The following is a 25,957-nucleotide window of genomic DNA, read 5'->3' on the forward strand; positions in this document are numbered from 1 at the left end:
CGTTGTGGACTCGTTATGCCTGGAGTGACAAAGCGGACTCATCCGGGCGGGTCGATCGGGTGTCGGTTGCCCGGCAAAGGCATGTGAAGCTTTCATAATGTCTCAAGAGTGGGCATTCTTCGTATGTGTCGATCATGGAAGTGGAGCCCTGGCTGCTCGAGGCGTTGTCCGCGCTGAGGGACCGCGTTGCCACCGCACGCTTCCCGCTCGCCGTGCCCGACGCGCCCCGGGCCCAGCGCACCCGACAGGAGCTGATCGCGCAGTTCGACGACTACCTCCTGCCTCGACTGCGCGCCCCGCACGCCCCCCTGCTCGCGGTCGTCGCCGGATGCACCGGGGCGGGCAAGTCCACCCTGGTGAACTCCCTGGTCGGCGGCGAGGTGTCGCCGGCCGGGTTCCTTCGTCCCACCACCAGGAGACCGGTGCTGGTGTGCCACCCCAACGACCGCGGGTGGTTCTCCGGACGGTGGGTGCTGCCCCGGCTGCCCCGCGGCGACGTACTGCGGGTGGTTGACGCCGCGGCGCTGCCCAGCGGCCTCGCCCTGCTGGACGCCCCCGACCTGGACTCCCTCGAGCCGTCGGGGAGGGAGCTCGCCGCCGAGCTGGTGTGCGCCGCGGACATCTGGCTCTTCGTCACCAGCGCCGCCCGCTACGCCGACGCCGTCCCCTGGTGCCTGCTGCGGACCGCCAGGGAGTACGACGTCACCCTGGCCACCGTGCTGGACCGGGTGCCGCACCGGGTGGTGCGCGAGCTGTCCGACCACCACGCGTCGCTGCTCGCCGCCGCCGGACTCGGAGACGTCCCCCGGTTCACCGTCCCCGAGCTGCCCGAGTCGGTGGCCCACGGCGGGCTGCTGCCGATGACCGCCGTCGCCGGGGTCCGGGAGTGGCTGTGGCGGCGGGCGCAACGGCCGATGGCCCGTGCCGCTGCCGCGCGGACCGCGCACGGGGTGCTGCGGTCGCTGCGGTCCCGGGTCCCGGAGCTCGCCGCGGCGTCGGCCGCGCAGCACGCGGCGGTGCTCCGGCTGGTCCGGGGGGTGGACGCGGCCTACGACCGGGCGGCCGAGCGGATCGACCGGGGAATCCGGGGCGGCCACCTGGTCGGCGGCGAGATGCTCGGGCGCTGGCGGCAGTACTGCGCGACCGGGGATGACGAGGGGCTGTGGCAGGCCCTGCGGGAGGGCCTGGTGGTGCTGTTGCGTGCGGAGCTCGAGGACGCGGCGGACGCCACCGTCCGCGCCTGGCGGGCCGACCCGGCGGGGCGGGCGCCCGCCGACTCCTTCGATCCCGGCTGGCACGCCGGGCGGCTCCGCCGGCGGGTGGCCATGCTGGTGGAGCGGTGGCTGGACCACGCCGCGGCCCTCGCGGGCGAACCCGGGGCGGTCGTGGGCCTGGTGGCGGGGGTGCTGGGGGCGCCGGAGGCGGGGCGGCACCGCGGGCTGGTCGAGGCGGCGTGCTCGCTGCACGAGCGGGTCGCCGAGTTGGTGCGCGACGAACGCGAGTGGTGGCTGGCCGCCCTGGACGACCTCGAGGTGACGCCGGGCCAGCAGATGGCGTTGATCGCGGCACTGTCCACGGTGTGCCGGGACCTGGAGCGCTGGGCCACGGCGGGGCCGGGGGAGTGGGACCGGGTGGACCGGGACGCGGACGGGGCACGGGGGGCCGGGCGCCGGACGGCGGCGTCCCCCGCGGCCAGGGCCCCTGGTCCCGGCGCCCCTGGTGCCCAGGCCACGGGGACCCCAGCAACGGGGACCGCGGCAACGGGAACAGGAACGGGGTCGGCGGACGACGCGGGGCGCGGCGTGGGGAGCGACCCCGTGGACGGGGACGGCGCCGACCGGGCCGTGGCGGGCGTCGCCCTGGCCGGTGGGGTCGTCGCAGGTACGGGGGATCGCGCGAGGGAGAGGTGAACGTCGGTGGAGGCCCTGGACGAACGGTTGTCCGCGTTCGAGGAACTGCTGCGGCTGTCCGCGCCGCGGGTGCCGGGGGAGACCCTGAGCCCCGCCCGTGACGTGCTGCGCCGGGCCGGTGAACGGCGACGCATGTCCCTGGCGCACACCGTGGTGGCGCTCGCCGGGACCACCGGCAGCGGCAAGTCGTCGCTGTTCAACGCGGTCTGTGGACTCGACCTTTCGGTGACCGGCGTGCGCCGGCCGACGACCAGCACGCCGGTGGCGTGTGTGTGGCGGTCCCAGGGAGCCGGGGAGCTGCTGGACCGGCTCGGGGTGCCGGAACGTTCACGGTTCTCCGGGCACGGGGCGCTGGACACCGGGCGGTTGGCCCCGCCGGACGGTCTGCCCGGCCTGGTCCTGCTGGACCTGCCGGACCTGGACTCGGCCGACCGCAGGCAACGCGAGCAGATGGACCGGATGCTCGGCCTGGTGGACGCGATGGTCTGGGTGCTCGACCCGGAGAAGTACGCGGACGCCAGTGTGCACGAGCGCTGTCTGCGACCGCTCGTCGGGCACGCCGAGGTGATGGTCGTGGTGCTCAACCAGATCGACCGTCTCCCCCAGGACGCGGTCCTGCCCTGCCTGACCGACCTGCGGCGGCTGCTCGACGAGGACGGGCTGGCGTCCGGGGAACACGGTGAGGACGGCACGCAGGTCTTCGCCACCTCGGCGCTGACCGGCCAGGGTGTGGGGGAACTGCGGGCGGCGCTGGGACGGATGGTGCGGGAGCGCCGGGCGGCCGAACGCAGGCTCCGTGCCGAGCTGGACCGGGTCGCCCGGCGGCTGCGACCGGTGTACGTCGGGGGAGGGCCGGTGCCGGGGCTCGGGGGCGGAGCTCGGGAGCGGTTCGCCGACCGGCTGGCCGAGGCGGTGGGCGCCCGGGCGGCGGGGCGTGCGGCGGAACGTGACTGGATCCAGGGGATCGCCGCGGCCTGTGCCCCGCCGTACGGACGGTTCCTGACGCGTTCGTCCCGGGGGCGGGGAACCGAAGTGGGACCCGTGCCGGCGCACCGTCCGCTGGTGGCGGAGGCGGTGCGCGAGGTGGTGCGGGTGGCGTCGTCCGGGCTGCCCGAGCCCTGGGCCACGGGGGTGCGGACGGCAGGGGAACGCGGGGGGCGGGCGCTGGCGTGGGAGCTGGACGACGTCGGGCGCTGGACAGCGGTCAGCCCCTGGCCGCACCCCCTGGCCCCCGACCCGGTTCCCGCGTCGGGGGCGGGCGCCGAGCAGGGGGCGGAGGCCGCACCCGTGGGCCAGCCGACGGCCTGCCCGCGGCAGTGGTGGAGGCCGGTGGCGGTGGTCCAGTGGCTGCTGGCCGGTGTGGTGCTGCTCGGGCTGCTGGGTCTGCTGGCGCGGGCGGCGGCGGTGGCGGGGATCGGCCGGGTGACCCCGGGTGACTGGACCGCGGGCACGGGATGGCGGGACGGGGGCCCCTGGTGGTTGCCCGGACTGCTCCTCGGCACCGGCCTGACGCTCGGCCTCCTGCTGACCTGGTTGGGGCGGTGGGCGGCGGGCAGCGTCGCACGGCACTGTGGTCAGGAGGTGGAGCGGCGGATCGGGGAGGCGGCCGAGGAACGAGGGCACGCCCTGGTCATCGAGCCCATCGAGGCGGAGCTGCGGTGTTACCACGAGGTGCGGCAACGCTACGGGGCGGTGGCTGCCGGCAGCGGACCGATCTGGAGTTGAACTGACCGTTCGGCGACACGACGGTGGATGCCCGGGGATGCTCGGGGACGCCGTTCCCCTGCCCATGGAAAAGGCGTCACTCGTTCGAGTGATCGAGTTATTCACATGTGCTGGGTTGTGCACACTTTTCGGCTGCCTTGTCGTACGGCGTGGACGAGTGCGGCACTCTGGACCCGCAGGCGGAAAGTGGTGAGACGCAGGGGGAGTGTCCGCATATGAACGAGACCACGGTCACGCTGGTGGGGAACGCCGCGACAGAGGTGAGGTACCGGCAGTCGGCCTCCGGAATTCCGGTGGCGAGTTTCCGCATGGCCTCCACGACGCGGCGGTGGGACCGCGAACGGGGGGCCTGGTCGGACGGGCACACCAGTTTCTACACCGTGTGGGCCTGGCGCCACCTCGCCGGGAACGTGGCGGCGTCCGTCGGCCGGGGAGACCCGTTGGTCGTGCAGGGACGGATGCGGGTGCGGGAGTGGGAGAGCGGAGGTCAGCGGCACACCTCGGTGGAGATCGACGCGGGGGTGGTCGGACACGACCTGTCCCGGGGGACGTCCGCGTTCCGCCGGGCGGTGCGGGCCGCGGCCGGCGCGGTTCACCCCCAGCCGTTACCGCCCCACCAGTTCCCTGACCCGCAGTTCCCTGACGCCGGGTTCGCTGACTCCCAGCCCCCCGCGCAGCGGTTCCCAGCCCGGCACGTCGCGGTTCAGCCGTTCCCGCCGGGCCCCGCGCCCGCTCTCCCGGCCCGGGTGGAGCCGGGTCCTGTGCGGCCCGCGCCCCGGGCGGAAGGGGAGGTCGCCGGCGTGACTCCAGGGGTGCCGGAGGCGGTCCCGCCTCCTGGTTCACCGGCCGGTTCCCCTGCCCCGCCCGAGCCGGAGCGGGTGGGGTGACCCGGGGGCGGGCCCGTGGAGCCGGGGTGTCGGGAAAATGGCTTGTTAGGCACATCTCGGGGCCATTCGGCCCGGGATGAAAGCCATTCCATTGCTCGTCGAACAGATTTGTCGACAAATTTTGGAATCATGCATGCAGACGGTAACGATTCGAAATCGAAAGGTGATCCCTTAGGCGTTCCCCAGTGCCGCCCCGGAGCCGTTCCCTAGGATTCCTCCAGTCATACGGGGGTCTCCAGGCATTGGCGGGGCGTGTTCACCGTCCGCTCCGCACAGAGGAGTTAGAGATATGTTCCGTGTACAGAGGCGGGGGGGAACGCGGCTCTCGGCCGTGCTCGCCGCAAGCAGTCTCGCCGCGATCACCGCGATAGCCGCCGCTGCTCCGGCTCAGGCGGAGGACAACCCCGGTGGGGCCACGGCCGTCCTCGGCGGCCTCGTGAAGTCCGGCAAGGCGGTCATCCACAAGGACGGCGGGGAGGACCAGAAGCTCTCCGCGGGGCTGTTCAGCCTCTCCGGGGCCAACGGCGGAGAACTGACGACCTACTGCATCGACATCTTCAACCCCACCCAGGCGAAGGCCGAGTACCGGGAGACTCCCTGGGACGAGTCCTCGCTCCACGACAACGAGAACGCCGGCAAGATCCTGTGGATCCTGCAGAACTCGTACCCGCAGAAGAGTGACCTCGCCCAGCTCAGCAAGGACGCGGGGATCGACGGCACCATCTCCGAGGACGAGGCCGCGGCCGGCACCCAGGTTGCCATCTGGCGCTTCTCGGACAACGTGAACGTCGAGGCCGACGACGCCAAGGCCGAGAAGCTCGCCGACTACCTCGAGACCAACGCCAAGGCCCTCGAGGAGCCCAAGCCCTCGCTGTCCCTGAGCCCGTCCGCGGTCTCCGGCAAGGCCGGCGAGAAGCTGGGGCCGATCAAGGTCGCCACCAGTGCGGGCCAGGTGAACGTGGCCCTCAACCCGGGCGCGCCGGCCGGCGTCAAGGTGGTCAACAAGGACGGCCAGGCCATGTCCACCGCCAAGGACGGTGAGGACCTGTACGTGGACGTCCCCGCGGACGCCGAGGCGGGCGAGGCCGGGCTGACCGTCAAGGGCAGCACGGTGATCCCGATCGGTCGCGTGTTCACCGGCTTCGGCAAGAGCGAGGGCAGCCAGACCCAGATCCTCGCCGGTTCCAGCGAGGCGTCGGTCGAGGCGGGAGCCTCGGTCACCTGGACGGGCGCGGACACCAGCGGCCCGGCCCCGGCGATCTCCACCAAGAACAACTGTGCCGAGGGCGGCGTGGACATCACCGTCGCCAACGAGGGCGACAAGGAGTTCGTCTTCGAACTCGCCGGCAAGAAGTACGAGATCGGCGCAGGCAAGACCGAGACCGTCCTGTTCCCGGTCGAGGAGGACCAGGCCTACGAGATCAAGATCGCGATGCCCGACGGCAGCGAGAAGGTCTTCACCGGCATGCTGGACTGCAAGACCGACAGCACCAACGGCGGGGCCACTGGTGGTTCCGAGCCCAGCAACGCACCGTCCCCGGCTTCCGTCGGCGGCTCCGAGGGCACTGACACCACGGGCACCAGCGGCTCGACCGGCAACACCGAGGGCGACCTGGCCGAGACCGGCAGCAGCAGCTCCACGCCGGTGATCGCGGGCGTCGCGGTGGCGCTCCTGGTGGTCGGTGGCGCCACGGTGTTCTTCGTCCGCAGGCGCAAGGCGGGCACCCCGGCGGCCTGATCAGCCCCGCTGATCTCCACGGGCACCTGACGTACACGGGCACCGGCCCCGTTGCTCCCCGAGGAGCAACGGGGCCGGTGCCCGTTCGGCCTCTGGTGCGGTGTCCGCGGCGCCCCGGCCCGGTCTGACCCTCCGGCCGGCCTCGGCGGGGCCGTGGGGCTCCGCACGGCTCCCGGCGCGCCCCGCCAGCGGGGGCGGCCATGTGACCGGTGCGTCAGGCGTACGGCAAGATGGAGGTATCCGACCACCCTCCCTTGATCAGACGCCGGACGGTTTCCTTTGGCTGAGTACATCTACACCATGCGCAAGGCACGCAAGGCGCACGGCGACAAGGTGATCCTTGACGACGTGACGCTGAGCTTCCTGCCCGGGGCGAAGATCGGCGTCGTCGGCCCGAACGGCGCGGGCAAGTCCACCGTGTTGAAGATCATGGCCGGCCTGGAGCAGCCGTCGAACGGCGACGCCTTCCTGTCCCCCGGGTACACGGTCGGCATGCTCCTCCAGGAGCCGCCGCTGGACGAGTCCAAGACCGTCCTGGAGAACGTCCAGGAGGGGGTCGCCGAGACCAAGGGCAAGCTCGACCGCTTCAACGAGATCGCCGAACAGATGGCGACCGACTACTCCGACGCGTTGCTCGAGGAGATGGGCCGGCTCCAGGAGGACCTGGACCACGCGAACGCCTGGGACCTGGACTCCCAGCTCGAGCAGGCGATGGACGCCCTCGGCTGCCCGCCCGGGGACTGGCCGGTCACCAACCTCTCCGGTGGCGAGCGCCGCCGGGTCGCCCTGTGCAAGCTGTTGCTCGAGCAGCCCGACCTGCTGCTGCTCGACGAGCCCACCAACCACCTGGACGCCGAGTCGGTGCAGTGGCTCGAGCAGCACCTGGCCAAGTACCCCGGCACGGTGGTCGCCGTCACCCACGACCGGTACTTCCTCGACCACGTCGCCCAGTGGATCCTCGAGCTGGACCGCGGCCGTGCCTTCCCCTACGAGGGCAACTACTCCACCTACCTGGAGACCAAGCAGACCCGGCTGAAGGTCGAGGGACAGAAGGACGCCAAGCGCGCCCGCCGGCTCAAGGAGGAGCTGGAGTGGGTCCGGTCCAACGCCAAGGGCCGTCAGGCGAAGTCCAAGGCCCGACTGGCCCGCTACGAGGAGATGGCGGCCGAGGCCGAGAAGATGCGGAAGCTGGACTTCGAGGAGATCCAGATCCCCCCGGGCCCCCGCCTCGGCAACCAGGTCGTCGAGGTGCGCAACCTCACCAAGGCGTTCGGCGACAAGGTCCTCATCGACGACCTGTCCTTCACGCTGCCCCGCAACGGCATCGTCGGCATCATCGGCCCCAACGGCGCCGGCAAGACCACGCTGTTCAAGATGATCACGGGTGAGGAGAGCCCGGACAGCGGGGAGATCAAGGTCGGCGAAACCGTCCGGATCTCCTACGTCGACCAGTCCCGCGCCGGCATCGACCCCAAGAAGACCCTGTGGGCCGTGGTCTCCGACGAACTGGACTACATCAACGTGGGACAGGTCGAGATGCCGTCCCGCGCCTACGTCAGCGCCTTCGGCTTCAAGGGCCCGGACCAGCAGAAGCCCGCGGGCGTGCTCTCCGGCGGTGAGCGCAACCGGCTGAACCTCGCCCTCACCCTGAAGCTGGGCGGCAACCTGCTGCTGCTCGACGAGCCCACCAACGACCTGGACGTGGAGACCCTGTCGTCGCTGGAGAACGCGCTGCTGGAGTTCCCCGGCTGCGCCGTGGTGGTCTCCCACGACCGCTGGTTCCTGGACCGGGTGGCCACGCACATCCTGGCCTACGAGGGCGACTCCAAGTGGTTCTGGTTCGAGGGGAACTTCGAGTCCTACGAGAAGAACAAGATCGAGCGCCTGGGTGCCGAGGCCGCGCGCCCGCACCGCGCCACCCACAGGAAGCTGACCCGCGACTGATGGCGCGCCACCGCTACGCCTGCCCGCTGCGCTGGTCCGACATGGACGCGTTCGGGCACGTCAACAACGTCGTGTACCTGAGGTACCTGGAAGAAGCCCGGATAGACCTGATGTTCCGGCTGGCACCGGGCAACGGCAGTGAAGCGCTGTCCGGGGGCAGTGTGGTGGCCCGGCACGAGATCAGCTACCTGCGGCCCCTGGTGCACCGCCACGAACCGGTGATCGTCGAGAGCTGGATCACAGACATCGGCGCCGCGTCGCTGACCATCGCCTACGAGGTCAAGGACGACGAGCAGGTCTACGCCCGGGCCTCCACCGTCGTGGTGCCGTACGACCTTGCCAGGGGCAGGCCGCGGCGGATCACCGAGGAGGAGCGGGGTTTCCTCGAGCGGTACCTGGAGGTCGGGGCCGCCGCGGCATGACCACGTTCCGACTGGCCGAGCCCAGGGAGACGGCGGCGCTCGCCGTCTTCCTGACCAGGCTGCTGCGCTACGACAGGGCGGCGGTCGTGCGCCTGAAGGCCCACGGCCCCGCCCTGGCGGTGTTCGGCCGTCCGCCGTTCGACGTGCTGGCGGTCCGCACCGTGGAACTCGCCGAGCCGGCGGAGGCGGACGCCACGGTGTCGGCCGGCCGGCTGCTCGACGGACTGGACGAGGCCGGTGGGGCCGTCCCGGTGCCCGAGGCGGTGACCGGGCCGCCGTGGGCGGGACTGCTGCCGCCGCGCGCCGGCTGGCGCCGGGTGGCGGAGCTGTCACCGGAGGCCGTCCACCGGGCGGTGGCCGAGGGCGTCGCGGAGTTCAGGGCACGCACCGAGCAGCTCGGCCCCGACCAGCGAACCCGGGCGGAGCTGGACCGGATAGCCGGCGAGATCTGGTCCCGGCCGCTGCCCACCGCCGACGGCCTGCCCCTGCGCGCCGTGCACGCGGCGCACTCGCTGGGATTCCTGCGCCCCTTGGGAGTCGCGTCGCAGGGCTCCCGGAGCACGCCGTCCCCGCGGCCGGCCGGGCAGGCCGACGCCGTGGTGGTGCTGTCCTGTGCGAGCTGGCTGCGGGTGCGCACCGCCCACGGTTCGATCGCGCTGCGCCGCGGCGCGGGTCCTGGGATCGCCGTCACCCCGCTGTCCTGACGGGCTGCCCGAGTCCGCCCGTCACGGCCGGTGCGGTGGGTCGCGGGGTCGCCGCACCCGCGCGGTCTCACCGGGCCGCGGTGACCTGGCGGTCGAGTTCCGCGGCGGTCCTCGTGACGGACACCGGGGTGTCGCCGATGCTCTGGACGCGCACCAGGACACTGGCCCGGGTGAACACGACGAAGCCGATCGGGTCGGCCGACCCGCAGAAGCAGACGTCCCCGACCGGTTCCATGCCCCGTTCCGCGCAGCTCGGCAGCCGCAGCAGCATCGACCGCTCCAGCACGTTGACCAGCCCTTCCTGGGCGTCCGCCGGTGTCGGGTACTGGTGCACCCACACCGCGACGCGCGTTCCCGCCGCCCCGGTGAGCTTGTCGACGAAGGCGTGGCGCGTGTTGGGCATCCGTCCGCGGTGCTCCAGGGCGAGGTCGTCGAGCACCCCGTAGTCGGGCAGGAACGGAGCCGGCAGCGCGGGGGCGTCGCGACCGGGCCAGTCGTCGAACCCGTGGACCTCCTTGGCGGTGCGGCGGATGGAGCTGACGTGGTCCGGTTGCCCGGACTCGGGCGGGGGTTGGGTCACTGCACCCTCCGGCAGCCGTTCTGGGTCCCCATCCAGGGGCCGAGGGGGCGGCACTGGGGGATGCCGCCCAGGTTGTTCGCGGCCAGCCGCTCCCGGTACGAGGACGCGGTGAACGGCGCTGGGATCGGCAGGTCGGGGGCGAGTTCCCCGGCTTCGAACGTCATCCGGAGCGGGAGGGTCGGCAGGTGCTGGACCGATGCGGTCGTCCAGTCCCAGGGGGCGGTACCGCCGTCGACCTTCAGACAGGCGTCGTACAGTGGGTCGTCAAAGCATCCCTTCCCGTCCCAGGCGACCTCGTGGTAGGCGAAGGCGTGGTTCGCGAAGGGGTACGCCCAGTCCTGGTGTCCGATGGCCTGGATCTTGTTGCACCCGAAACCAGTCCGACTGCCGGACCCCATGACGAACGCCTTGAGGTTGCAGCCGAGGACGTTGGCGAACGCCGTCACGATCGAGGCGCAGTCGGTGCAGTTGACCTTCTTGCCCTGCCCGCCGGGCCGGTTGCCGAGCTCGTTGAGGAACGCCGTGCACGAGAAGACCTGCCCGTAGCCGTCGTCGCTGGTGTACACCGACGTCCCGGAGTCGGTGTCGTAGGTCAGTCCCAACGAGCCGTTGACCCGTGTGGTGATCGCGGCCGCGGCGTCGCCGGGGGTCGTCGCCCCGCCCGCCCACTGGCAGGCGAGGTCGAGCACGTCGGTCCACGGCTGTTGGGTGCCGCCGTTCGGTTCCGGCCGCCACGGCAGTGACGGGGTGTCCAGGACGGCGTAGACCCGGTGCGCCGTGGTGGCCATCGGCTGCCAGGACCCCTCGGGGACCCGGTACGACCAGGTCCACGTGATGTCCTGGCGCCGCACGCCCCCACTGGCGAGCGCGTGGTGGTTGAGCGGGATCGTGACGTAGGCGGGTTTCGACGTGCCGTTCTCGAAGGTGACGGTGAACGGGTCGATCGGACCGAGCAACCCGCCGCCGTCCGCCTTGACCTGGACGGACGTCGCCGCATCGGCGGGGCCGGTCGCCGCGAACCCGGCCTGGATGTTGATCGCCCGGTTGGCCACCCGGGTCACGGCGTAGGCCGCCGGTGACTCCTCCGGCTTGGTCAGGTCCTTCGTCCACTGCACCTGCGGCACCGGTGTGTCGCGGTCGCGGCGGATGGTGAGCGCGTCGGCGGCGGTCCCCGTCGGGTCGTGGTCGAACTTGATCCCGGTGAGTTCGACCTTTGGCAGGGGCGTGCAGGAGGCGGGTTTGTTGGAGTAGTGGAGGATGAACGTGGCCGTGGTCGCGACCAGGGAGGCGATCACGTCCGCGGCGCCCACTCCGAGGAGCGTCAGTCCAAGCCGCACCGCGATCCTGATCAGCGCCCAGAAGCCCAGTTCCAGCACCATGTTCAGGAGCTGGCGCAGGATGCCGTGGGCGTACAGCTCCGCTGCCAACGCGAAGATCTCGGCCGCGGTCGCCGCCGTTCCCACGGCCAGGAGCACCCTGAGTTTGGGCAGACCCAGAACGGTGTTGCTGATGTACCGCACCGCGTTCGGGCTCAGGTACGCGCGGACGGCGAAGAGGGCGTCGAGCACCCCGGCCACCACGATGAAGACCAGCACGACCTTCCACATGGTGCACTCGTCGATCTCGGTGACCGGCATCTGCAGCGCGACATGGGTCTCACCCCGCCGGTGGCAGAGGACGACATGGTGACCGTCGACCAGATGGGTGGTCAGGAAGAACGGCAGTGCGGTGGGGTCCCGGCCGATCTGATCCAGCACCTCCTGCCAGGCGTCGTGGACCCGCTGCCGGTCCTCGGCACCGGGCACCGCCGCGGTGTCGGCCTCCATGGCGCGCCGCAGGTCGGCCCCGTGCTCCCGCAGGAGCGCCGCGGGGTCGATCGACGCGCGCAGTGCCTCCAGCTCGACCCGGGAGAGCGGTTCGGGCGACGCGGTGAGCGCCGGGCGGCCGGTGGGTGCCGGGCCACCGGCGGTCGCGGGTTCCGTGTGCTCGCCCACGGTCGCTCCGTCGGCCAGCCCGACGGGGTGGTCGCCGAGGTCGTCACGCATCCGCTCCGTGGTGAAGTCGTAGTTGGCCTCCAGCCCCGGCGCGTCGTCGGCGGGGGGCGTGTGGAGGTGGGTGAGCACCTCGGCGGCGGTCAGTGCCCGGCTCCAGACCTCCAACCGGGACACGTGCCCCTGGAGCGGCATCGTGGCGAACGGCTGGTCGACGGTGAACCCCGCGCCGATCTGCACCTCCCCGTGGGCGCTGTCGAGCGGAACGGGACCGAAGGCGGCGGCGCCCGCGGGCTGGCCGTCCACATAGACGGTGAGCAGCACCCCGTCGAACGTGGTCGCGATGTTCGTCCACTTGTCGGGTTTCACCAGTGAGGTGGACCGTAGCGAGGAGGTGGGGCTCAGGCTCGAGCCCCGTTGCGACACCACACGGAACCCCCCGGCCGCCGGGTCGTGCTCCAGGTACAGCGCCATCCCGGTCATGCCCTCGAGGTCACCGTTGACGAGGACGGCCTGTTCCGGCTGCGCCGTGGACTCCACGCACAACCAGGCCTGGACGGTGTACGGATCGACCTGCGCCCCGCCCGGGTTGACCCGGTGTTCTCCCAACGGCTCGGCGAACGCCGTTCCGGTCAGTGCCAGCGCGGGGGTGCAGCGGGTCATCCGCACGCCGGGCCCGGGCCTGAGCGGCAGGTGGCCGGGTCCCCGGTCCACCGGGGGAGTCACCGAGAAGTCGAGGTCGGCGACGACCGTCGCCGGGTCGGCTCCCCCGAACATCACGGCCCGGACCGCGTCCAGGGACAGGTCCGTGTTGTGGACGCGCAACGACCTCAGGTGCGCCTGGAGGTCCTTGCCGATGAGGAAGGGCGCGCCGGTGGGCCGTCCCGTGCCGGACACCGCCTGCAACGCGTTGAACCGGCCGTCGATGTAGAAGCGGAACGTGCCGCTGGCGTGGGTGACGGCGACGTGGTGCCAGTCGCTGCTGGTGAGCGGCTGCACCCTGGGGTTGGAGGTGACGGACGGCAGTCCGCTGACCGACAGCACCAGGCTGGGCCCGGCGACGCCGAAGGAGAAGGCGCCTTCCTGGGAGAGGAGCGACGCGGTCGCGGTGACGTCGAGCTTGATCCAGGCCTCGACGGTGAACGGTGCGCTCCCGTCGAGCCGGACGCCGAGGTCGGCAGCCGTCTCGACATGGGACGTGCCGTCCAGGTCGAGGACCACGTACGTCGCGTCGTTGGCGGTTGCCGTGCTCACCGGGCCTCCCGCGACGAGACGAAGACCGTGCCGCTGTTGCCGAGCCTCACCAGCACACCGGCGTCCCCGAGGCCCTCCACCGCCGTGCGGCTGACCCCCAGCCTCTCCAGGGGGGTGTGGTACGCCGCCGCCTGGCTCTCCGGCCGGATCCCCACCCACACGGTGGTGTCCACGCTGGCCCCCCGGGGCCATGCCGCGCCGGTGGGCAGGAGCGCCCAGGTGGTGACGGCGCCGTCGAAGCTCGGCGGAGTCATCGTGGACTCGGTCTGCACCGGCCCCTCGCTGGTCGGCCAGTTGGTGCTGATGCCGAGCGCGACGCACTGGATGCCGAACCGCGAACCCGCGGGGAGCGCGCCACTGACGGTGACCTCGAACAGAGTGGGCACGTGCTCGCTGCTCGAGGGGTTGGAGAAGGTGTCGAGCCGCTCGAAGGCGCGGTTGGGGTAGTCCCGCACCAGGTTGAGGTTGCGCCCGCAGACGTTCTGGTTCTGCCTGACCCACAGGATGTACGCGTCGTAACTGGGGAAGTCCGCCGGGATGGTGGGGTGTGGCGTCTCGCTCACCATGCCGACGCAGCAGAACTCGTTGCTGCTGATGGCGTCGAGGAGGAAGTAGTCCTGTCCGACGCCGACCGCCCCCGGTGCCACCGTGGGCGGCAGGGCCACCGAGGTGGCGCCGCTCGCCGTGCGCAGCGGGTGGCCGCTCCACACGCTGGGTCGGAGGAACAACGAGGTGTTCGCCCGGAAGACGGAGACGTGGTACCCCGTCAGCGGTCTGCTGCTGAGGTTCTTCGCCCGCACGTACACCGGGTTGAGCCGACTGCCCAGCTCCACGGGCTGCGTGGGGTCGCGGTCGTAGGTGTCGGTGAGGAACCGACCGGGGTCGGAGACCTGGGAGTGCGAGACGATGTCGGGCGAGTGGTAGGGGTATCCGGGCGAGGGAACGGTGCCGGTGTCACTCAGGGAGTCCCGCATGAGGAAACCGTCGTAGAGCGTCACTCCGCGCCTCCGCCGTGTGCACTGGTCCGTCGTGGCTCAGTGCTCACGTACCGCGGACGGGACCGCGGGACGCACCCGAGGGGCGGGCTTCACCCGGGAGGACCAGACCCGTCGAGGTCCGGCCGCCGGAGGCGGGGCAGCGCGGGCCGAGGGGCGGCGCCGCCCCCGCTCCGGGGCGTCAGGGAGAATTGATCATGGAGCCGGCGGCGAACACCAGGTAGTCCCAGAGCTCGCGCTCGCGGTCCTCGGGCAGCTCGAGGGACTCCACGGCCTCGCGCATCAGGCGCAGCCAGGCGTCGTGCGCCGCGCGGTCCACCCGGAACGGGGCGTGCCGCATCCGCAGCCGGGGGTGGCCGCGCTGCTCGCTGTAGGTGCGCGGCCCGCCCCAGTACTGGATGAGGAACAGGGCCAGCCGCTCCTCGGCCGGGCCCAGGTCCTCCTCGGGGTACATCGGCCGCAGCAGCGGGTCCTCGGCGACCCCCTGGTAGAAACGGTGCACCAGGCGGCGGAAGGTCTCCTCACCGCCCACGGCCTCGTAGAACGTTTCCCTGCGCACTGTGCCGCGCCGAATCTCCATCACCCCTCCATGGTCGCAGACCGGCCGTGCCCCGCCCCGCCAGGGCCGGGGCACGGCCGGCTACGGACGGGACGGGTCGAGGCGGTGCACGGTGATCGTGGTCCACGCCCCCACGTGGACCCGGTCGCCCTCGGCGAGGGGGACCGGGACGAACGGCGTGATCGGTTCCTCCGCGCCGTTGATCGTGGTGCCGTTGGTGGAGCCCTGGTCCATCACCGCCCAGGCCCCGTCGGGCTGCTGCACCAGCACCGCGTGCTTGTGCGAGACGCCGGGGTCCTCTGGCGGCCGGGACAGGTCGATCTCCGGGACCTCCTCCGACGGGCGGTGCCGGGTCCGTCCGATCCGGAGCTGGCCCCCGCTGAGCTCGAAACGGCGCTCGGGGCAGTACGGCGGGAAGAACAGGCTCTGTGCCTCGGGGCCGCTGCGGCCCATCATCGCGGTGTAGTACTCGCGGTCGGCGATGACCGTGACGTACCACGGGGACGGGGCCCGGCGCGGCCCGGGCAGGGGCCCGGGGTGCGGCGTCGGGGGCTGCAACGGATAACTGGTCTGCCCGGTGTCCGGGGCGGGGTCACCCCACCCGCCCCCACCCGAGTGCCCCACCGGCGCGGGCCGCACCGGGACCGGAGCCGCGGGTCCGGGCGGCATCCCCCCGTGCGCGGCGACCGGGGGCGCGGGCACCGGCGCGGGCGGTGGCATTCCCGGCCCCGGCGGCATGCCCCCGCCCGACGCCTGGAAGTTCCAGCGGCACCCCTCACAGAACGGCTCGCCGTTCTCCCGCGGGGTCCGGCACCGGGGACAGAGCTCGACGGCGGCCGTGCTCTCCGGGTCCGGGTCCGGGTCCCAGTGCTCCGGGCCGGTCTCCGGGTACTGGCCACCGGCGGGGCGAGGCGTCGGGCGCGGCCGACCGGTCATCATAGGCCGCCCGCACACCTCGCAGTAGTCGGCGGTCCTCGACTCGTGGCCGACAGGACAGGTCGGCATGCGCATCCCCCTCCGCCCTCGTGCTTACTTCTTAACGCGTACGGTCTTGGTGGAACGCGTCTCGAGGGTCATCTCGTCCGCTTCCGTCACACCTGGTCTGATGCGAACAGTACCCCTGGCGGCGTCCACCACGTCCACGACCTTAGCCAGCAGTTTTGCGGTGTTCTCGTTGCCGGAGGCGTTCGCGAGCTGCACGGCCCGACCCAGTTTGGCCGTGGCGGAGTCCAGGTTGCCGGCCTTGCGGTCCTCGAGGCCCTGTTTGATCATCTGTGCCAGTTCGGCCTGGCCGGTGTAGTGCGCGACCTGGGGGTTGATCCGGGTGGAGGCTGCCGTGTCGTCGGTCCACACGGCCCGCACCAGGCCCTGTGCGAGCACCGAGACACCGCCGTCGGGTTGACCGAGGACCAGGCTCACCCGTGCGGCCAGCATCTCGTCGCCCACCGAGGCCGACGGGACCCGGACGCACAGGTGGTAGTCGCGGCTCTCGTCGCCCCAGGAGCCGGTCGGGTAGTCGCCGGTCCTGGGGGCGGCCTCGGTGCGCCGTGCGGTCAGGTCCTCCACGGTCGGGGCCACCTGCTTGAGGAACACCACCTCGGCGTTCTGCGGCGTCCACAGGCGCAGCCCGACGTCCGCGACCTCCTTGCCCATGGCGGTCTCCATCATGGAGCGGAAGTCCGCCTCGAGACCCGACGGGTCGGCGACGATGTCCACCGAACCCAGGAACGCGGAGGAGATCCGGGTGAGCTCCTCGACCTCCCAGTCGGTGCCCACCCCGCGGCAGTCGCAGGTGAAGCGGCCGGACAGGTCGCCGAGCGTGTCGAGGAGGGTGGCCGGCTTCTCGTGCTCGTTCCGTCCGTCGGTGAGCAGGATGCCGTGCCGTATCGCCACGTCCTGGGAGTGCAGCAACTGGTCGGTCAGGCGCAACCAGGAGCTGATCGCGGTTCCGCCGCCGGCGGTCAGCCGGCGCAGGGACTCCTTGGCGTCGCGCCTGGTGAACTGGTCGGCCACGGCGAGCCCACCGTTGCCGGGGTAGATCTCCCGGGCCACGTGGGTGCCGGCGACGACGGCGAACGAGACCCCGTCGCGGACGGTGTCGATCGCCGCGGCGGTCGCCTGCCGGGCGGCCCTCATCTTCTCCGACGGGTAGTCCATGGAACCCGAGCAGTCCACCATCAGCACCACGGCCGCGTCGGGCCGCCCGCCGTCAGCCGTGCCGACGGCGGTCAGCGGCATCCCGCCGGTGGTCCCACCGCCGGTCGCGGTGACCGTGACCACGGCGTTGACCTCCCGACCTCCCTCCGGAAGGAACTCGTTCTGGTACACCTCGACGCTGAACTCGGGCAGGTGTGACTTCGCGAGCCTGGCCAATGTGGGGACTCCTTCTGGGCAACGGGTTCTGACTGGGGGCGGCGGCGCGGCGTCAGGGCCTGGGTGCCGCGGGTTCGGTGCCGCGTCCGGCAGCCGGGGGGAACGGCAGCACGGCCACCGTCACGTTGTCGTGCCCGCCGCCGTCGAGGGCGATGCCGACCAGGTGCCGGGCGGAGCGCAGGGGGTCGGTGCGCGCGTCGGGGGGCACCGCCGCGGCCAGTTCCACGGCGGACTCGGCGTAGTTCCACAGCCCGTCGGTGCAGACCACCACGACCCCGGGGCCCTCGGGGCGGAACGACAGGGTGTGCGGGTCGATCTCCACGGCGTCGGCGCCCAACCACCCGGTGATGGCGTGCGCCCGTTCGTCCGCGTAGGCGTCGGCGGCCGACATCAGCCCGGCGGAGACCATCCTGGCCGCCCAGGAGTCGTCCTCGGTCAGCCGCCGCGGGTCCACGCGGTCGTCCGGTATCCAGTAGGCGCGGCTGTCACCGATCCAGCCGACGGTGACCGCGTCGGGAGCGGCGACCGCGCTGACGCAGGTGCAGGCCGGGGCGTTGTAGTCACGGCTCGGACCGTCGGACAGCGCGGCCACCGCCTCAGCCGCCGTCAGCAGTGCGTCGTGCATCGCCCGTTGCGGGTCGGCGCCTGACTCCAGGGCGTCGAGCAGCGCGTCGGTCGCCGCCTCAGCGGCGGCGGCCGAGGCCTCGTCCGGACGGGTCGCCGAGGAAACGCCGTCGCACACCACGGCGGCGACGGCGGGGGCGCCGCTGGGCAGGATGGTCGCGGACACCTGGAAGGCGTCCTCGTTGCGGTGGTGCCTCAGGCCGCGGTCACTGACCCCGGCGACGCCTTCGAGCTCGCGCTCCATGTGATCCCGTTCTCGCGGCTGGGCGTGGCCGCAGTTCTCGCAGTAGCCGTCGTTGTCGATTCCGCCGGTGTGGCAGGACACACAGGTCCTGTCCGGGTGACCGCGGGGCGCGGGGGCCGGTGACCGGCGGACCCCCGCGGTCCCGCGGGGGTCCGCCGCGCCCGGCGCCGCCGGGCCCGTTCCCCGTGCCCCCGGTGGTGCCGGCACCGTTCGCACGGCACTCGACGGCACGGGGCCCCGTCCGCCGCCGGGCGGGCCCGCCCGGCGGGCCGCCGAGCCGTGCGGCGGGGCGTTGCCGGCCAGCGCGGCGAGCTCCACGCCGCACCCGCCGCAGTAGTGGTCGTCCGGTTCGCACGGCTCCGCGCAGATCGGGCACGCGGTCAACTGCGGCATCGCTTCACACCCATGTCCGGGGACGCACCTGGTTCGCCCTGTCCACCAGCTCTATCCGTTTCTCGCTTCGTTGCGCCAGCCGTGCCAGCACCCGGTAGGAGCGCTCGAGCCCGAACCGCAGGCCCCGTTCGGACAACTCGCTGCCGAGCAGCGAGCCGGCGGCCGTCGCCCCGACGCCGCCGGGGCCTCCCGTCCCGCCGAGCACCAGCCACTCCAGCGCGGTTCCCAGCACCTCGATGGTGAGGGCCTCGCGGCGCCGCGGGTCCAGCTCGAGCCGGGCTATCTGTGCGGCGGACGCGGTCAGGTCCGGCAGCAACGGCTCGGCGGCGGAGCGCTTCCTCAACCGGGCGCGTACCGCGGCCACCCTTGCCGCCGTGTAGTGGGTCGACGCCTCCGGTATCGACTCCAGGGCGCGCACCGCGCCGCCCCGGTCGCCGACGGCCAGCCGCACCCGGGCCAGGCCGAACGCCGCACTGACGAACGAGCGGTCGGTGGACCACACCAACCGGTAGTACTCGGCGGCGTTGTCCCACTGGTCCAGCAGCTCGGCACAGACCCCGAGGGCCAGCTTGGGGGCGGGTTCGCCGGGGAACGCGTCGTAGACCGCGTCGAAGGACAGGGCGGCCGTCCCGTGGTCGCCGCGGCTCAGCGCGACCAGGCCCCGGTACCAGACGACCCGCCAGTCGTCGGGACAGTCCGCCTCCAGCGCCGTCATGCCCTGCTCCGCCGCCGCCAGGTCGTTCGCCTCCAGCCTGGCGCGCAGCTCGTGGATCCGCCGTTCCACCGACTCGGGCGGCACCGACTCGAGGGCCGCGTCCGGTGTGGTCGCACCGGTGGCGGCCAGCGCGGCGAGGAAACCCGCGCTGGGCCGGGGCACGGGCAGCGCCAGCGCGGTGGCGGCGGCCGGGAGCGTGACCACCGGCGGCGGCCCGCCGGCCGGCGCCGCGGCGGCCGGGGCACCGCCGCCGGACGCGGCGCGGCCCGAACGGCGAGCCCCGCGCAACGCCGGGGCGGGCACCTGCGGGTCCTCCTCGACCGGCAGCAGGTCGGTGTCCACCACCCGCGTCTCCGGGCCGAACAGCGTGGACGCCGCAGGTCGTGGCTGTCCCGTCTGGAGCGCAACCACCTCGCGGAGCACCCCGGTGAGTTGTTCGGCCATCTCGTCGGCTGAGGCGAAACGGCGCTGGGGATCGGGGTCGGTGGCGCGGACCAACAACCGGTAGAACGACTCGTAGCGGGAGAAGACCTCCACGGTGTCCGGCTCGGGGAGGCTGTGCACGTGGGTGGTGGTGTAGGTGCTGAAGTCGAAGGTCAGCACGGCGAGGGTCCGCGCCACCGTGTACAGGTCGGAGGAGACCGAGGGACCCGCCTCGGCGATCTCGGGTGCCTGGTACCCCACCGTGCCGTAGATCGCACCGCCCTGGTCGTCCAGCCGCCGGACCGCTCCGAGGTCGATCAGTTTGAGCCGGTCCTCCTGCTGGATCACGTTGTCGATCTTGAAGTCGCAGTACACGAGGCCGCGGTCGTGGAGGTAGCCCAACGCGTCCAGGACCTCGAGGGCGTACGCGATGGCCTGTTCCACCGGCATCGGCTCGCGGCGTCCCCCGCTGGTGCGCCGCTCGTTGGCGATGTCCTTGAGCGACTTGCCGCCGACGTAGTCCATCACGATGTACCCGTCGAGGCTGCCGGAACCGGGGTCCCGGTGCTCGACGAAGTTGATGATGCCGACGATGTTCGGGTGGTCGATCTGGGCCAGGAACCGGCGCTCGGCGACCGCCACGGCCAGCGCGTCCGGGTCCCCGGTGTCCAGCAGGCCCTTGAGCACCACCCACTTGTCGTCCACCGCGTGGTCCACCGCCAGGTAGATCCACCCCAGACCGCCGTGCGCCAGACAGCCCACCACCTCGTACTGCCCGTGCACGACGTCGCCGGGCCGGAGCCTGGGCACGAAGGAGTAGGGGTTGCCGCACTTGGTGCAGAAGCCCTCGGTGCGGCCCGGCCGGCCCGCCCGCCCCCGGCCCACCGGCGCCTCGCAGGAACCGCAGAACCGGCTGCGCTCGCGGACCTCGGGGTTCTCCAGCACCGCGGCGCGCGGATCGGGCCGCGGCACCGCGGGGACGCTGACCAGGCCGGCACCCAACCGGCGGCGCGCCGCGGCGCCGCTGCTCGACCGGGCGCTGCGCACGGACACCGAGTGCGAGGCACGCCCCGAGAGCCGGCCGGGGACCGAACGGGACGACGCCGAACCCCGCGACGGGACACTGCCCGACGGGGCACTCGGCACGGCCCCCGCGGAGACGGAACCGGCAGCAGCCGCGGTCGCCGCCGCGACCGGACTCCGGGGCCCGGCAGCGGCGGCCTCCGGGGCCATGCCACAGGTGTCGCAGTACAGGTTGCCGAGGCCGTCGTCCTCGAGGGTCCCTGAGCAGTTGGGGCGTTGACAGGCGCTCATGTTCTCCCCCAGTGGTTCTGGTTCGCGTTCCGGACCGGCGTCGGGGCCAGCGCCTCGGCGACCGACTCCTGGTAGCGCCGCACCGCCTGCCCCGCGGCCCGCAGGTCGCACGGGGCGCTCCACAGCAGCCGCCGCGCGATGTCGTGGCGCTCCAGCAGCTCCGGGTCCTCGGCCAGGCCGAGCCTGGCGGCCTTGGCCTTGTAGGCGTCCAGCCTCCCCCGCAGTTCGGCCCGGACCGCCAGCGGCTCGGTGACCGCGGTCAACGACTCGCGGGCCCTGGCCAGTTCCTCGTCCACGCCCTGCTCCAACGCGTCGAGCAGCGGGGACAGCCGCTGCCACTGCGCCGCCCTGCGGTACGTCACCGCGAGGGCGACCCGCTCGCGCAGCCCGGTGGCCGGTCCGCTGACCGCGGGCACCTCAACAGCGGCGATCTTCGCCAGCACCTCACCCCGGGCACCCCTGGCCTCGGCCAGGGTGGCGTCGGCCCTGGCCAGCACGTCATGCACCCGGTAGAGGCGTTCGTCGGCCTCGTCCCGCACCCGCAGCACCGCCTCCACCTCCCGCCTGACCTCCTCCAACTCCCGGGCCAGGCGGTCGTACCCGGCGGTGTCGGGCCGCCCGGGGCGGCTCCCCCCGGACGTGGTGGACGCGTCCGTGGACCAGAACGCCAGCGGGTCGGCGACCACCCGATCGCGCAGCGCCGCCACCTCGTCCACGATCCGTTCGAGGTCGTCGCCCGCCGGGTGCTCGCCCGGCCGGACCCCCACCGAGCCGGCCAGCGAACGCACCCGCCGCACCTCGGCGGTGAGCAGGTCGATCCTGGCCGGCAGCGCGGACCACACCGCGTCGGCGGCCGTCACCACCTCGAGTGCCTGCGCGTACCAACCGTTCATCCGGTCCACCAGGTCCTGGAGGCTCACCTGCTCGGTGAGCCGGGCCGGCCCGGTGAGCGCACGGGCGCCGTCCGGCACCCTGCCCCCGGCCACGGTGACCCCGGAGCCGCTGAGCAGCTCGGTGAGTTCGGCCAGGTCCGTGACGCTGGGCCGGTTGCGGCGGGCCCGCACCGCCCGCGCCTCGGCCAGCGCCTCGGTGTAGGCGTCGAAGTGCACCCACAGCAGGGATATGGCCTGTTCGGCGAAGGTCCAGCGGTCCCTGGTCAGGCCGGTGAGGTCGGCGCCCTCGAGCAGCCTGCGTCCGGCGTGGTCCTGCAACGCCAGCAGCGACGACTCGATCGCCTCGTACTCGGAGGCGAGCCGTGCCAGCGCACGGTCCACCTCATCCCGGCTCATCACCATGGAACCCCCTCCTCGCAGCGGAACGCCCGCGCCGACGCCCTGACGTCATCCCCTTCGAGACTGCTCAGCCCCGGCCCCGTCCACTCCTGTCACCCACCCGGGCCGACCGGACCCGCTCAGTCCCGGTAGTTGGCCTCCGGGGGGAGGGGCGGGCGCTCGAGGTGGTCACCCAGCCACGTGTCGAACGACCGCATCCACTCGCTGTCCACCCCGCCGGCACGGTAGTCCTCGAGCACCTTGTTGACCCGGCGCACCAGGTCGGTGTCGCCCCGGTGCATGGCGATCCCGTAGTACTCATCGGTGACCCGGTCACCCACCAGGTGCACCTGCGGGTCCTGCGCCGCCTGCCCGGCGCCGAGGGCGTTGTCGGTCAGGACCGCGTCCACCTCGCCGAGTTGCAGCCGCACCAGGCAGTCCAACTGGTTGTCGACCAGCACCAACCGGGCCCCGTGCCCGTCCAGGCGCAGCTTGTCCTCGCCGGTGGACTTCCTGGCCGTGCAGACCCGTTTCCCAGCGAGCCCGGCGTCGTACTCCCGGATGCCGGACGACTTCGGCACCAGCAGTTGCTGGCCGGCCTCGAAGTACGCGGTCGAGAACGCCACGCGGTCCATCCGGTCACAGGTGATCGACATGGTGCGGACCACCATGTCCACGTTCCGCGCCTCGATCTGCGACTCACGCTGGTCGGTGGGGACCATCTTGAAGATGATCGCGTCCTCGTCGTCCAGGATGTCACGGGCGATCGCCTTGGCCAGGGCGATGTCAAAACCGACGAGCTCGCCGGACGCCGGGTCGCGGTACCCCCACAGGTAGCTGTTCTGGTCGACCCCCACCACCAGCTTGCGGCGCTTCCTGATGCGTTCCAGGGCGGCCCCTGACTCCTCGAAGCCCGTCGGGCGAAGGCTGGCCGTGTCGCAGTCCTCGTCGGCGGCGCGGTTGGCGTGCACCACCCTGGGTCCGCGCGCGGTCGGGTCCGCCGACCCCGGCTCGTCGCCGAGCAACGGCATCGCCGTCGCCGTCAGCGCGAGCGCGCAGGCGCAGACCATGCCGCTGACCCCGCCCCATCCCCGAAGCCCACGCCGACCACGTCCGGGACGCGTCCTCGTTCTCATCCGCAGGCACCTCCTCGCATGCACGAGCTTGCCACTACCGGGCCCCCGCCGGGGCACCCACGCGCCGTACCTGCCGGCTGCTGGCCGCTCACCGGTACTCCGCCCGTCGCTGCCCCACGCCGCGGACGACGGCGCCCGCCGCCAGCAGCGCCACCGCGGCCCCGCCGACGGGCAGACCGGTGTAGGCGTCGTCCGCGTCCCGCGCCGCCCGCCTGAGCTGTTTCTTCTCGAGCGCGACGGCTTCCTTCAGGCGGTCGCTGACCATGTCGAAGGACTTCCCCGTGGTCTCGGTGACCTGACGGCCCCGCTGGTCCTCGCCGCCGATCACCAGGGCCACGGCGTCGTCGTAGTCGCCCCCGTCGTCCTTGGCCCTGGCCGCGGTGTGACGTTCCTTCCACTGGGCCAGCCCGGTCCGGGCCTGTTCCACCGCCGTCCGGCCCCGGTCGTCGTCGGCCAGCCGCAACGCCTCGTCCAGCAGGGGGGCGGCGTCGCGGGTACCGGTGCTGAGCGAGGCCATCTCGTCCTGGTACGACCTCTCGTGGGCCTCTCCCGAGCCACGGGCGACCAGGGTCAGGTTCTCGTCACCCCGCGCCTTCAGCGCGGCGATCTGCGCCTCACTGAGCACCCCGAGGGACCGGGCGGCGTTGGCGTTGCTCTCCCGGAGGTGCTGCCGGGCCACCAGGTGCCCCACCGAGGTCCACAGCAACAGCACCACCACGCCCCCCGAAGCGGCCACCAGGCCCACGTTGAACACCCGGTTGGTGCGGCGGTACAGCCGGCGCTGGACCCACAGCAGGCCACCCAGCGCCACCACACCGCAGCCCAGGGCCAGCCACGGGAACGCCTCCGCGTCGTCGTAGTCCCTCTGCAGCCGTGCCGTCTCCACGTCGTGGAGCCTCTCCGCCGCGGGCAGCAGCTTGTCACGCATCCGCTTCGAGGCGTGCCGCAGGTAGGCCCCGCCGAGCGGCAGGCCCTGCCGGTTGTTGGCCCGTGCCGTCTCGACCAGGCCGGTGTAGAACGGGAGTTCCCGGCTGAGCAGGGTGATCTCCCGCTCGCCGGCGCTGCCCGGGGTGGAGTTGCTGGCGGCCTTCACCAACCGGTTGGAGGCCTCCCTGATGGAGAGGTCGTACCGGTTCCGGGTGGTCCTGGGTTCCTCCCCACCGGCGAGGAACCCGCTGGCCGCGGTGGCGTCTGCGTCGGCGAGGTACCGGTAGATCTCGGCGGCGTCGGTGCTCAGCGGCTGACTGTGGTCCGTCACGTTGGTGACGGTGTCCCGGCGTTGCGACACCTGCCAGGTCACGCTGGCGCCCGACACCAGCACCAGCAGCACCAGCGCCGCGCTGATCAGGCGCAGCCGGCCGGGCTCGGTCCGGGTGGCGGCGCGGAACTCCAGCCACCACTGCCGGCCGGTCGGAACCCGCGTCGCCGCCCGCCCACCGGCCCCGGTCGAGCCGCCGGTGGCTGTCCGTCCGGTGCCCGTTGGCGTCGCAGCCACTACCCCTCCCCCCAGGTGGCGATCCCCTCAGCCGACGTCGCGGCGGCGGGGACCGACATCTGTCGGCCTGTTGTCCACGTCCTGGACCCGTGTGCGCCCCCACGGTGACGAACCCGCCCCGCGAACACGGTCCCTTGACTCTTTCACGCGGCGCGTCCGTTGCTGGTTCCGCGGTGGGGACGGCACCAGCAGCTCCCCGGCCGCGGGCCGGGGTCACCAGCCGGCGGTCACGGCCGGGGAAGTCGGGCCGGGGCAGCCCCGACGGTGCCGGCGCCTCGGTGTGGACCCTCCCCGGGGCGGATCAGGGTCTGCCCACCACGAACCCGCCGGACATCCCTCCGGCGTTCCACAGGGTCGAGCCCATCTGGTGGTAGGCGTCGAAGTACGCGACCGCGCCGGGACGGGTGTCCACGGGCACCTCGACCCTCAGGTTCGCCGTCCAGGAACCGGCCGGGGTGGCACAGCGGAACCCGGTGCCGGTCCCGATCCGCTCCGGGTCGGTGAAGGAGTCGCAGTCCTGGTCGATGGAGGCGGTGAGGCCGGGCAACGGGCCGTTCGCCCACTGATGGCCGAACCTCCCCTCCTCGGTGCGGTCGAGGTAGATCCACAGGTGGCCGGGGTCCGGGGCCTCCACCCGCACGGTGATGGTGGTCCGGCTGCCCGGGGGCACCGGCTCCGCCTTGCGGGTGACCCGCACCCTCGACCGGGGCACGTCGGTGGCGCTGCGGACCGGCGTCGTCCGGGCGGCGCGCGGGTCGTCCAGGAACGTTTCCGCCACCGGTCCCGAGGAGGGCCCCGCCGGCCCGGACGTGGCCCGTGAGCCGCCGGGGAGCGCGACGAGCCCCAGTAACAGGGCGCCGGCACCGACCAGGGCACCCAGACGTGGCCGGGGTCGTTCCGCCAGTGCGGTGCGCAGCCGTCGTGCCAGGGGGAACATCCGCATGATGACACCTTCCTCGTGGGTGGGGGATCGCCCGGGGAGCCGGCGGGGCCCGGTGCGGACCGGGCCCGGTTCCGCACCGGGAGCCAGGGACCCGCCACGAGCACGCAGGGACAGCCGGTTGGCGGCTCACTGCCGGACCACGGCAGCGGGAGAGGCCGGGAACGACCGGTCAGGCTCGCGCGGTAGTCGTCCTCCGGCAGCCGGCCGTGTGTGCCCCGGTCCTCTCCCCTCGCTCGCCGCGAAGGAACGTAACGCCGCCGCGACGGGTCGCGGTCGCGAATCGCGGGCCTTCCCCCAAACGGGGGATAGAGCGGTGG

At 72.7% G+C, this 25,957-nt stretch carries 19 protein-coding genes; 7 read left to right on the forward strand and 12 right to left on the reverse strand.

Annotated features, from left to right (window positions below; translation table 11 throughout):
• Window positions 1-134: 134 nt before the first annotated feature.
• From A3IG_RS28945 to A3IG_RS0107975, 7 genes are all read left to right on the forward strand, one after another.
• Window positions 135-1,910, forward strand: a complete 1,776-nt coding sequence (locus A3IG_RS28945; protein ID WP_078500186.1) for a hypothetical protein — start codon at window positions 135-137, stop codon at window positions 1,908-1,910.
• Between the two features lie 6 nt (window positions 1,911-1,916).
• Window positions 1,917-3,635, forward strand: coding sequence for a GTPase (locus tag A3IG_RS28950; RefSeq protein ID WP_018383020.1), 1,719 nt, complete (start codon window positions 1,917-1,919; stop codon window positions 3,633-3,635).
• 215 nt (window positions 3,636-3,850) lie between these two features.
• Window positions 3,851-4,522 (forward strand): single-stranded DNA-binding protein, encoded by a 672-nt coding sequence (locus A3IG_RS32405; RefSeq protein ID WP_018383021.1) that lies wholly within the window; start codon window positions 3,851-3,853, stop codon window positions 4,520-4,522.
• Window positions 4,523-4,811: 289 nt separating this feature from the next.
• Complete coding sequence (locus A3IG_RS0107960) at window positions 4,812-6,260, forward strand: thioester domain-containing protein (protein ID WP_018383022.1); 1,449 nt, start codon at window positions 4,812-4,814, stop codon at window positions 6,258-6,260.
• 279 nt (window positions 6,261-6,539) lie between these two features.
• Window positions 6,540-8,204, forward strand: coding sequence for an energy-dependent translational throttle protein EttA (gene ettA / locus A3IG_RS0107965; RefSeq protein ID WP_018383023.1), 1,665 nt, complete (start codon window positions 6,540-6,542; stop codon window positions 8,202-8,204).
• Complete coding sequence (locus A3IG_RS0107970) at window positions 8,204-8,626, forward strand: acyl-CoA thioesterase (RefSeq protein WP_018383024.1); 423 nt, start codon at window positions 8,204-8,206, stop codon at window positions 8,624-8,626. The genes ettA and A3IG_RS0107970 overlap by 1 nt, the downstream gene beginning before the upstream one ends.
• Window positions 8,623-9,330, forward strand: a complete 708-nt coding sequence (locus A3IG_RS0107975; protein ID WP_018383025.1) for a hypothetical protein — start codon at window positions 8,623-8,625, stop codon at window positions 9,328-9,330. The genes A3IG_RS0107970 and A3IG_RS0107975 overlap by 4 nt, the downstream gene beginning before the upstream one ends.
• Window positions 9,331-9,397: 67 nt before the next feature.
• Here A3IG_RS0107975 and A3IG_RS0107980 read toward each other — a convergent pair whose 3' ends face one another.
• The 12 genes from A3IG_RS0107980 to A3IG_RS0108040 all read right to left on the reverse strand — a co-directional run bounded on the left by A3IG_RS0107980 (window position 9,398) and on the right by A3IG_RS0108040 (window position 25,640).
• A complete protein-coding gene (locus A3IG_RS0107980) occupies window positions 9,398-9,910 on the reverse strand; it encodes a hypothetical protein (RefSeq protein ID WP_018383026.1) in 513 nt (170 codons plus the stop codon).
• Window positions 9,907-13,155: a LamG domain-containing protein gene (locus A3IG_RS0107985; RefSeq protein WP_018383027.1), complete on the reverse strand. Its 3,249-nt coding sequence runs from the start codon at window positions 13,153-13,155 to the stop codon at window positions 9,907-9,909. The genes A3IG_RS0107980 and A3IG_RS0107985 overlap by 4 nt, the downstream gene beginning before the upstream one ends.
• Complete coding sequence (locus A3IG_RS33585; protein ID WP_018383028.1) at window positions 13,152-14,153, reverse strand: hypothetical protein; 1,002 nt, start codon at window positions 14,151-14,153, stop codon at window positions 13,152-13,154. The genes A3IG_RS0107985 and A3IG_RS33585 overlap by 4 nt, the downstream gene beginning before the upstream one ends.
• Before the next feature lie 178 nt (window positions 14,154-14,331).
• Window positions 14,332-14,730: a globin gene (locus A3IG_RS0107995; RefSeq protein WP_018383029.1), complete on the reverse strand. Its 399-nt coding sequence runs from the start codon at window positions 14,728-14,730 to the stop codon at window positions 14,332-14,334.
• 60 nt (window positions 14,731-14,790) lie between these two features.
• A complete protein-coding gene (locus A3IG_RS0108000; RefSeq protein ID WP_026220014.1) occupies window positions 14,791-15,714 on the reverse strand; it encodes an FHA domain-containing protein in 924 nt (307 codons plus the stop codon).
• A 24-nt stretch (window positions 15,715-15,738) separates the two neighbouring features.
• The gene (locus A3IG_RS0108005; RefSeq protein ID WP_018383031.1) at window positions 15,739-17,082 is read right to left on the reverse strand and encodes a vWA domain-containing protein; all 1,344 of its coding nucleotides are present in this window, start codon (window positions 17,080-17,082) and stop codon (window positions 15,739-15,741) included.
• Between the two features lie 52 nt (window positions 17,083-17,134).
• Window positions 17,135-18,343 (reverse strand): PP2C family protein-serine/threonine phosphatase, encoded by a 1,209-nt coding sequence (locus A3IG_RS0108010; RefSeq protein ID WP_018383032.1) that lies wholly within the window; start codon window positions 18,341-18,343, stop codon window positions 17,135-17,137.
• A 4-nt stretch (window positions 18,344-18,347) separates the two neighbouring features.
• Window positions 18,348-20,795, reverse strand: coding sequence for a serine/threonine-protein kinase (locus tag A3IG_RS0108015; protein WP_078500175.1), 2,448 nt, complete (start codon window positions 20,793-20,795; stop codon window positions 18,348-18,350).
• A complete protein-coding gene (locus A3IG_RS0108025; protein WP_051087421.1) occupies window positions 20,792-22,084 on the reverse strand; it encodes a hypothetical protein in 1,293 nt (430 codons plus the stop codon). The genes A3IG_RS0108015 and A3IG_RS0108025 overlap by 4 nt, the downstream gene beginning before the upstream one ends.
• 122 nt (window positions 22,085-22,206) lie before the next feature.
• A complete protein-coding gene (locus A3IG_RS0108030) occupies window positions 22,207-23,202 on the reverse strand; it encodes a glutamate ABC transporter substrate-binding protein (protein WP_040911015.1) in 996 nt (331 codons plus the stop codon).
• Between the two features lie 88 nt (window positions 23,203-23,290).
• Window positions 23,291-24,697 (reverse strand): hypothetical protein, encoded by a 1,407-nt coding sequence (locus A3IG_RS0108035; protein ID WP_018383037.1) that lies wholly within the window; start codon window positions 24,695-24,697, stop codon window positions 23,291-23,293.
• 301 nt (window positions 24,698-24,998) lie between these two features.
• A complete protein-coding gene (locus A3IG_RS0108040; protein ID WP_018383038.1) occupies window positions 24,999-25,640 on the reverse strand; it encodes a hypothetical protein in 642 nt (213 codons plus the stop codon).
• Window positions 25,641-25,957: the final 317 nt, after the last annotated feature.

The sequence above is a fragment of the Wenjunlia vitaminophila DSM 41686 genome, from assembly GCF_000380165.1.
GTDB lineage: Bacteria > Actinomycetota > Actinomycetes > Streptomycetales > Streptomycetaceae > Wenjunlia > Wenjunlia vitaminophila.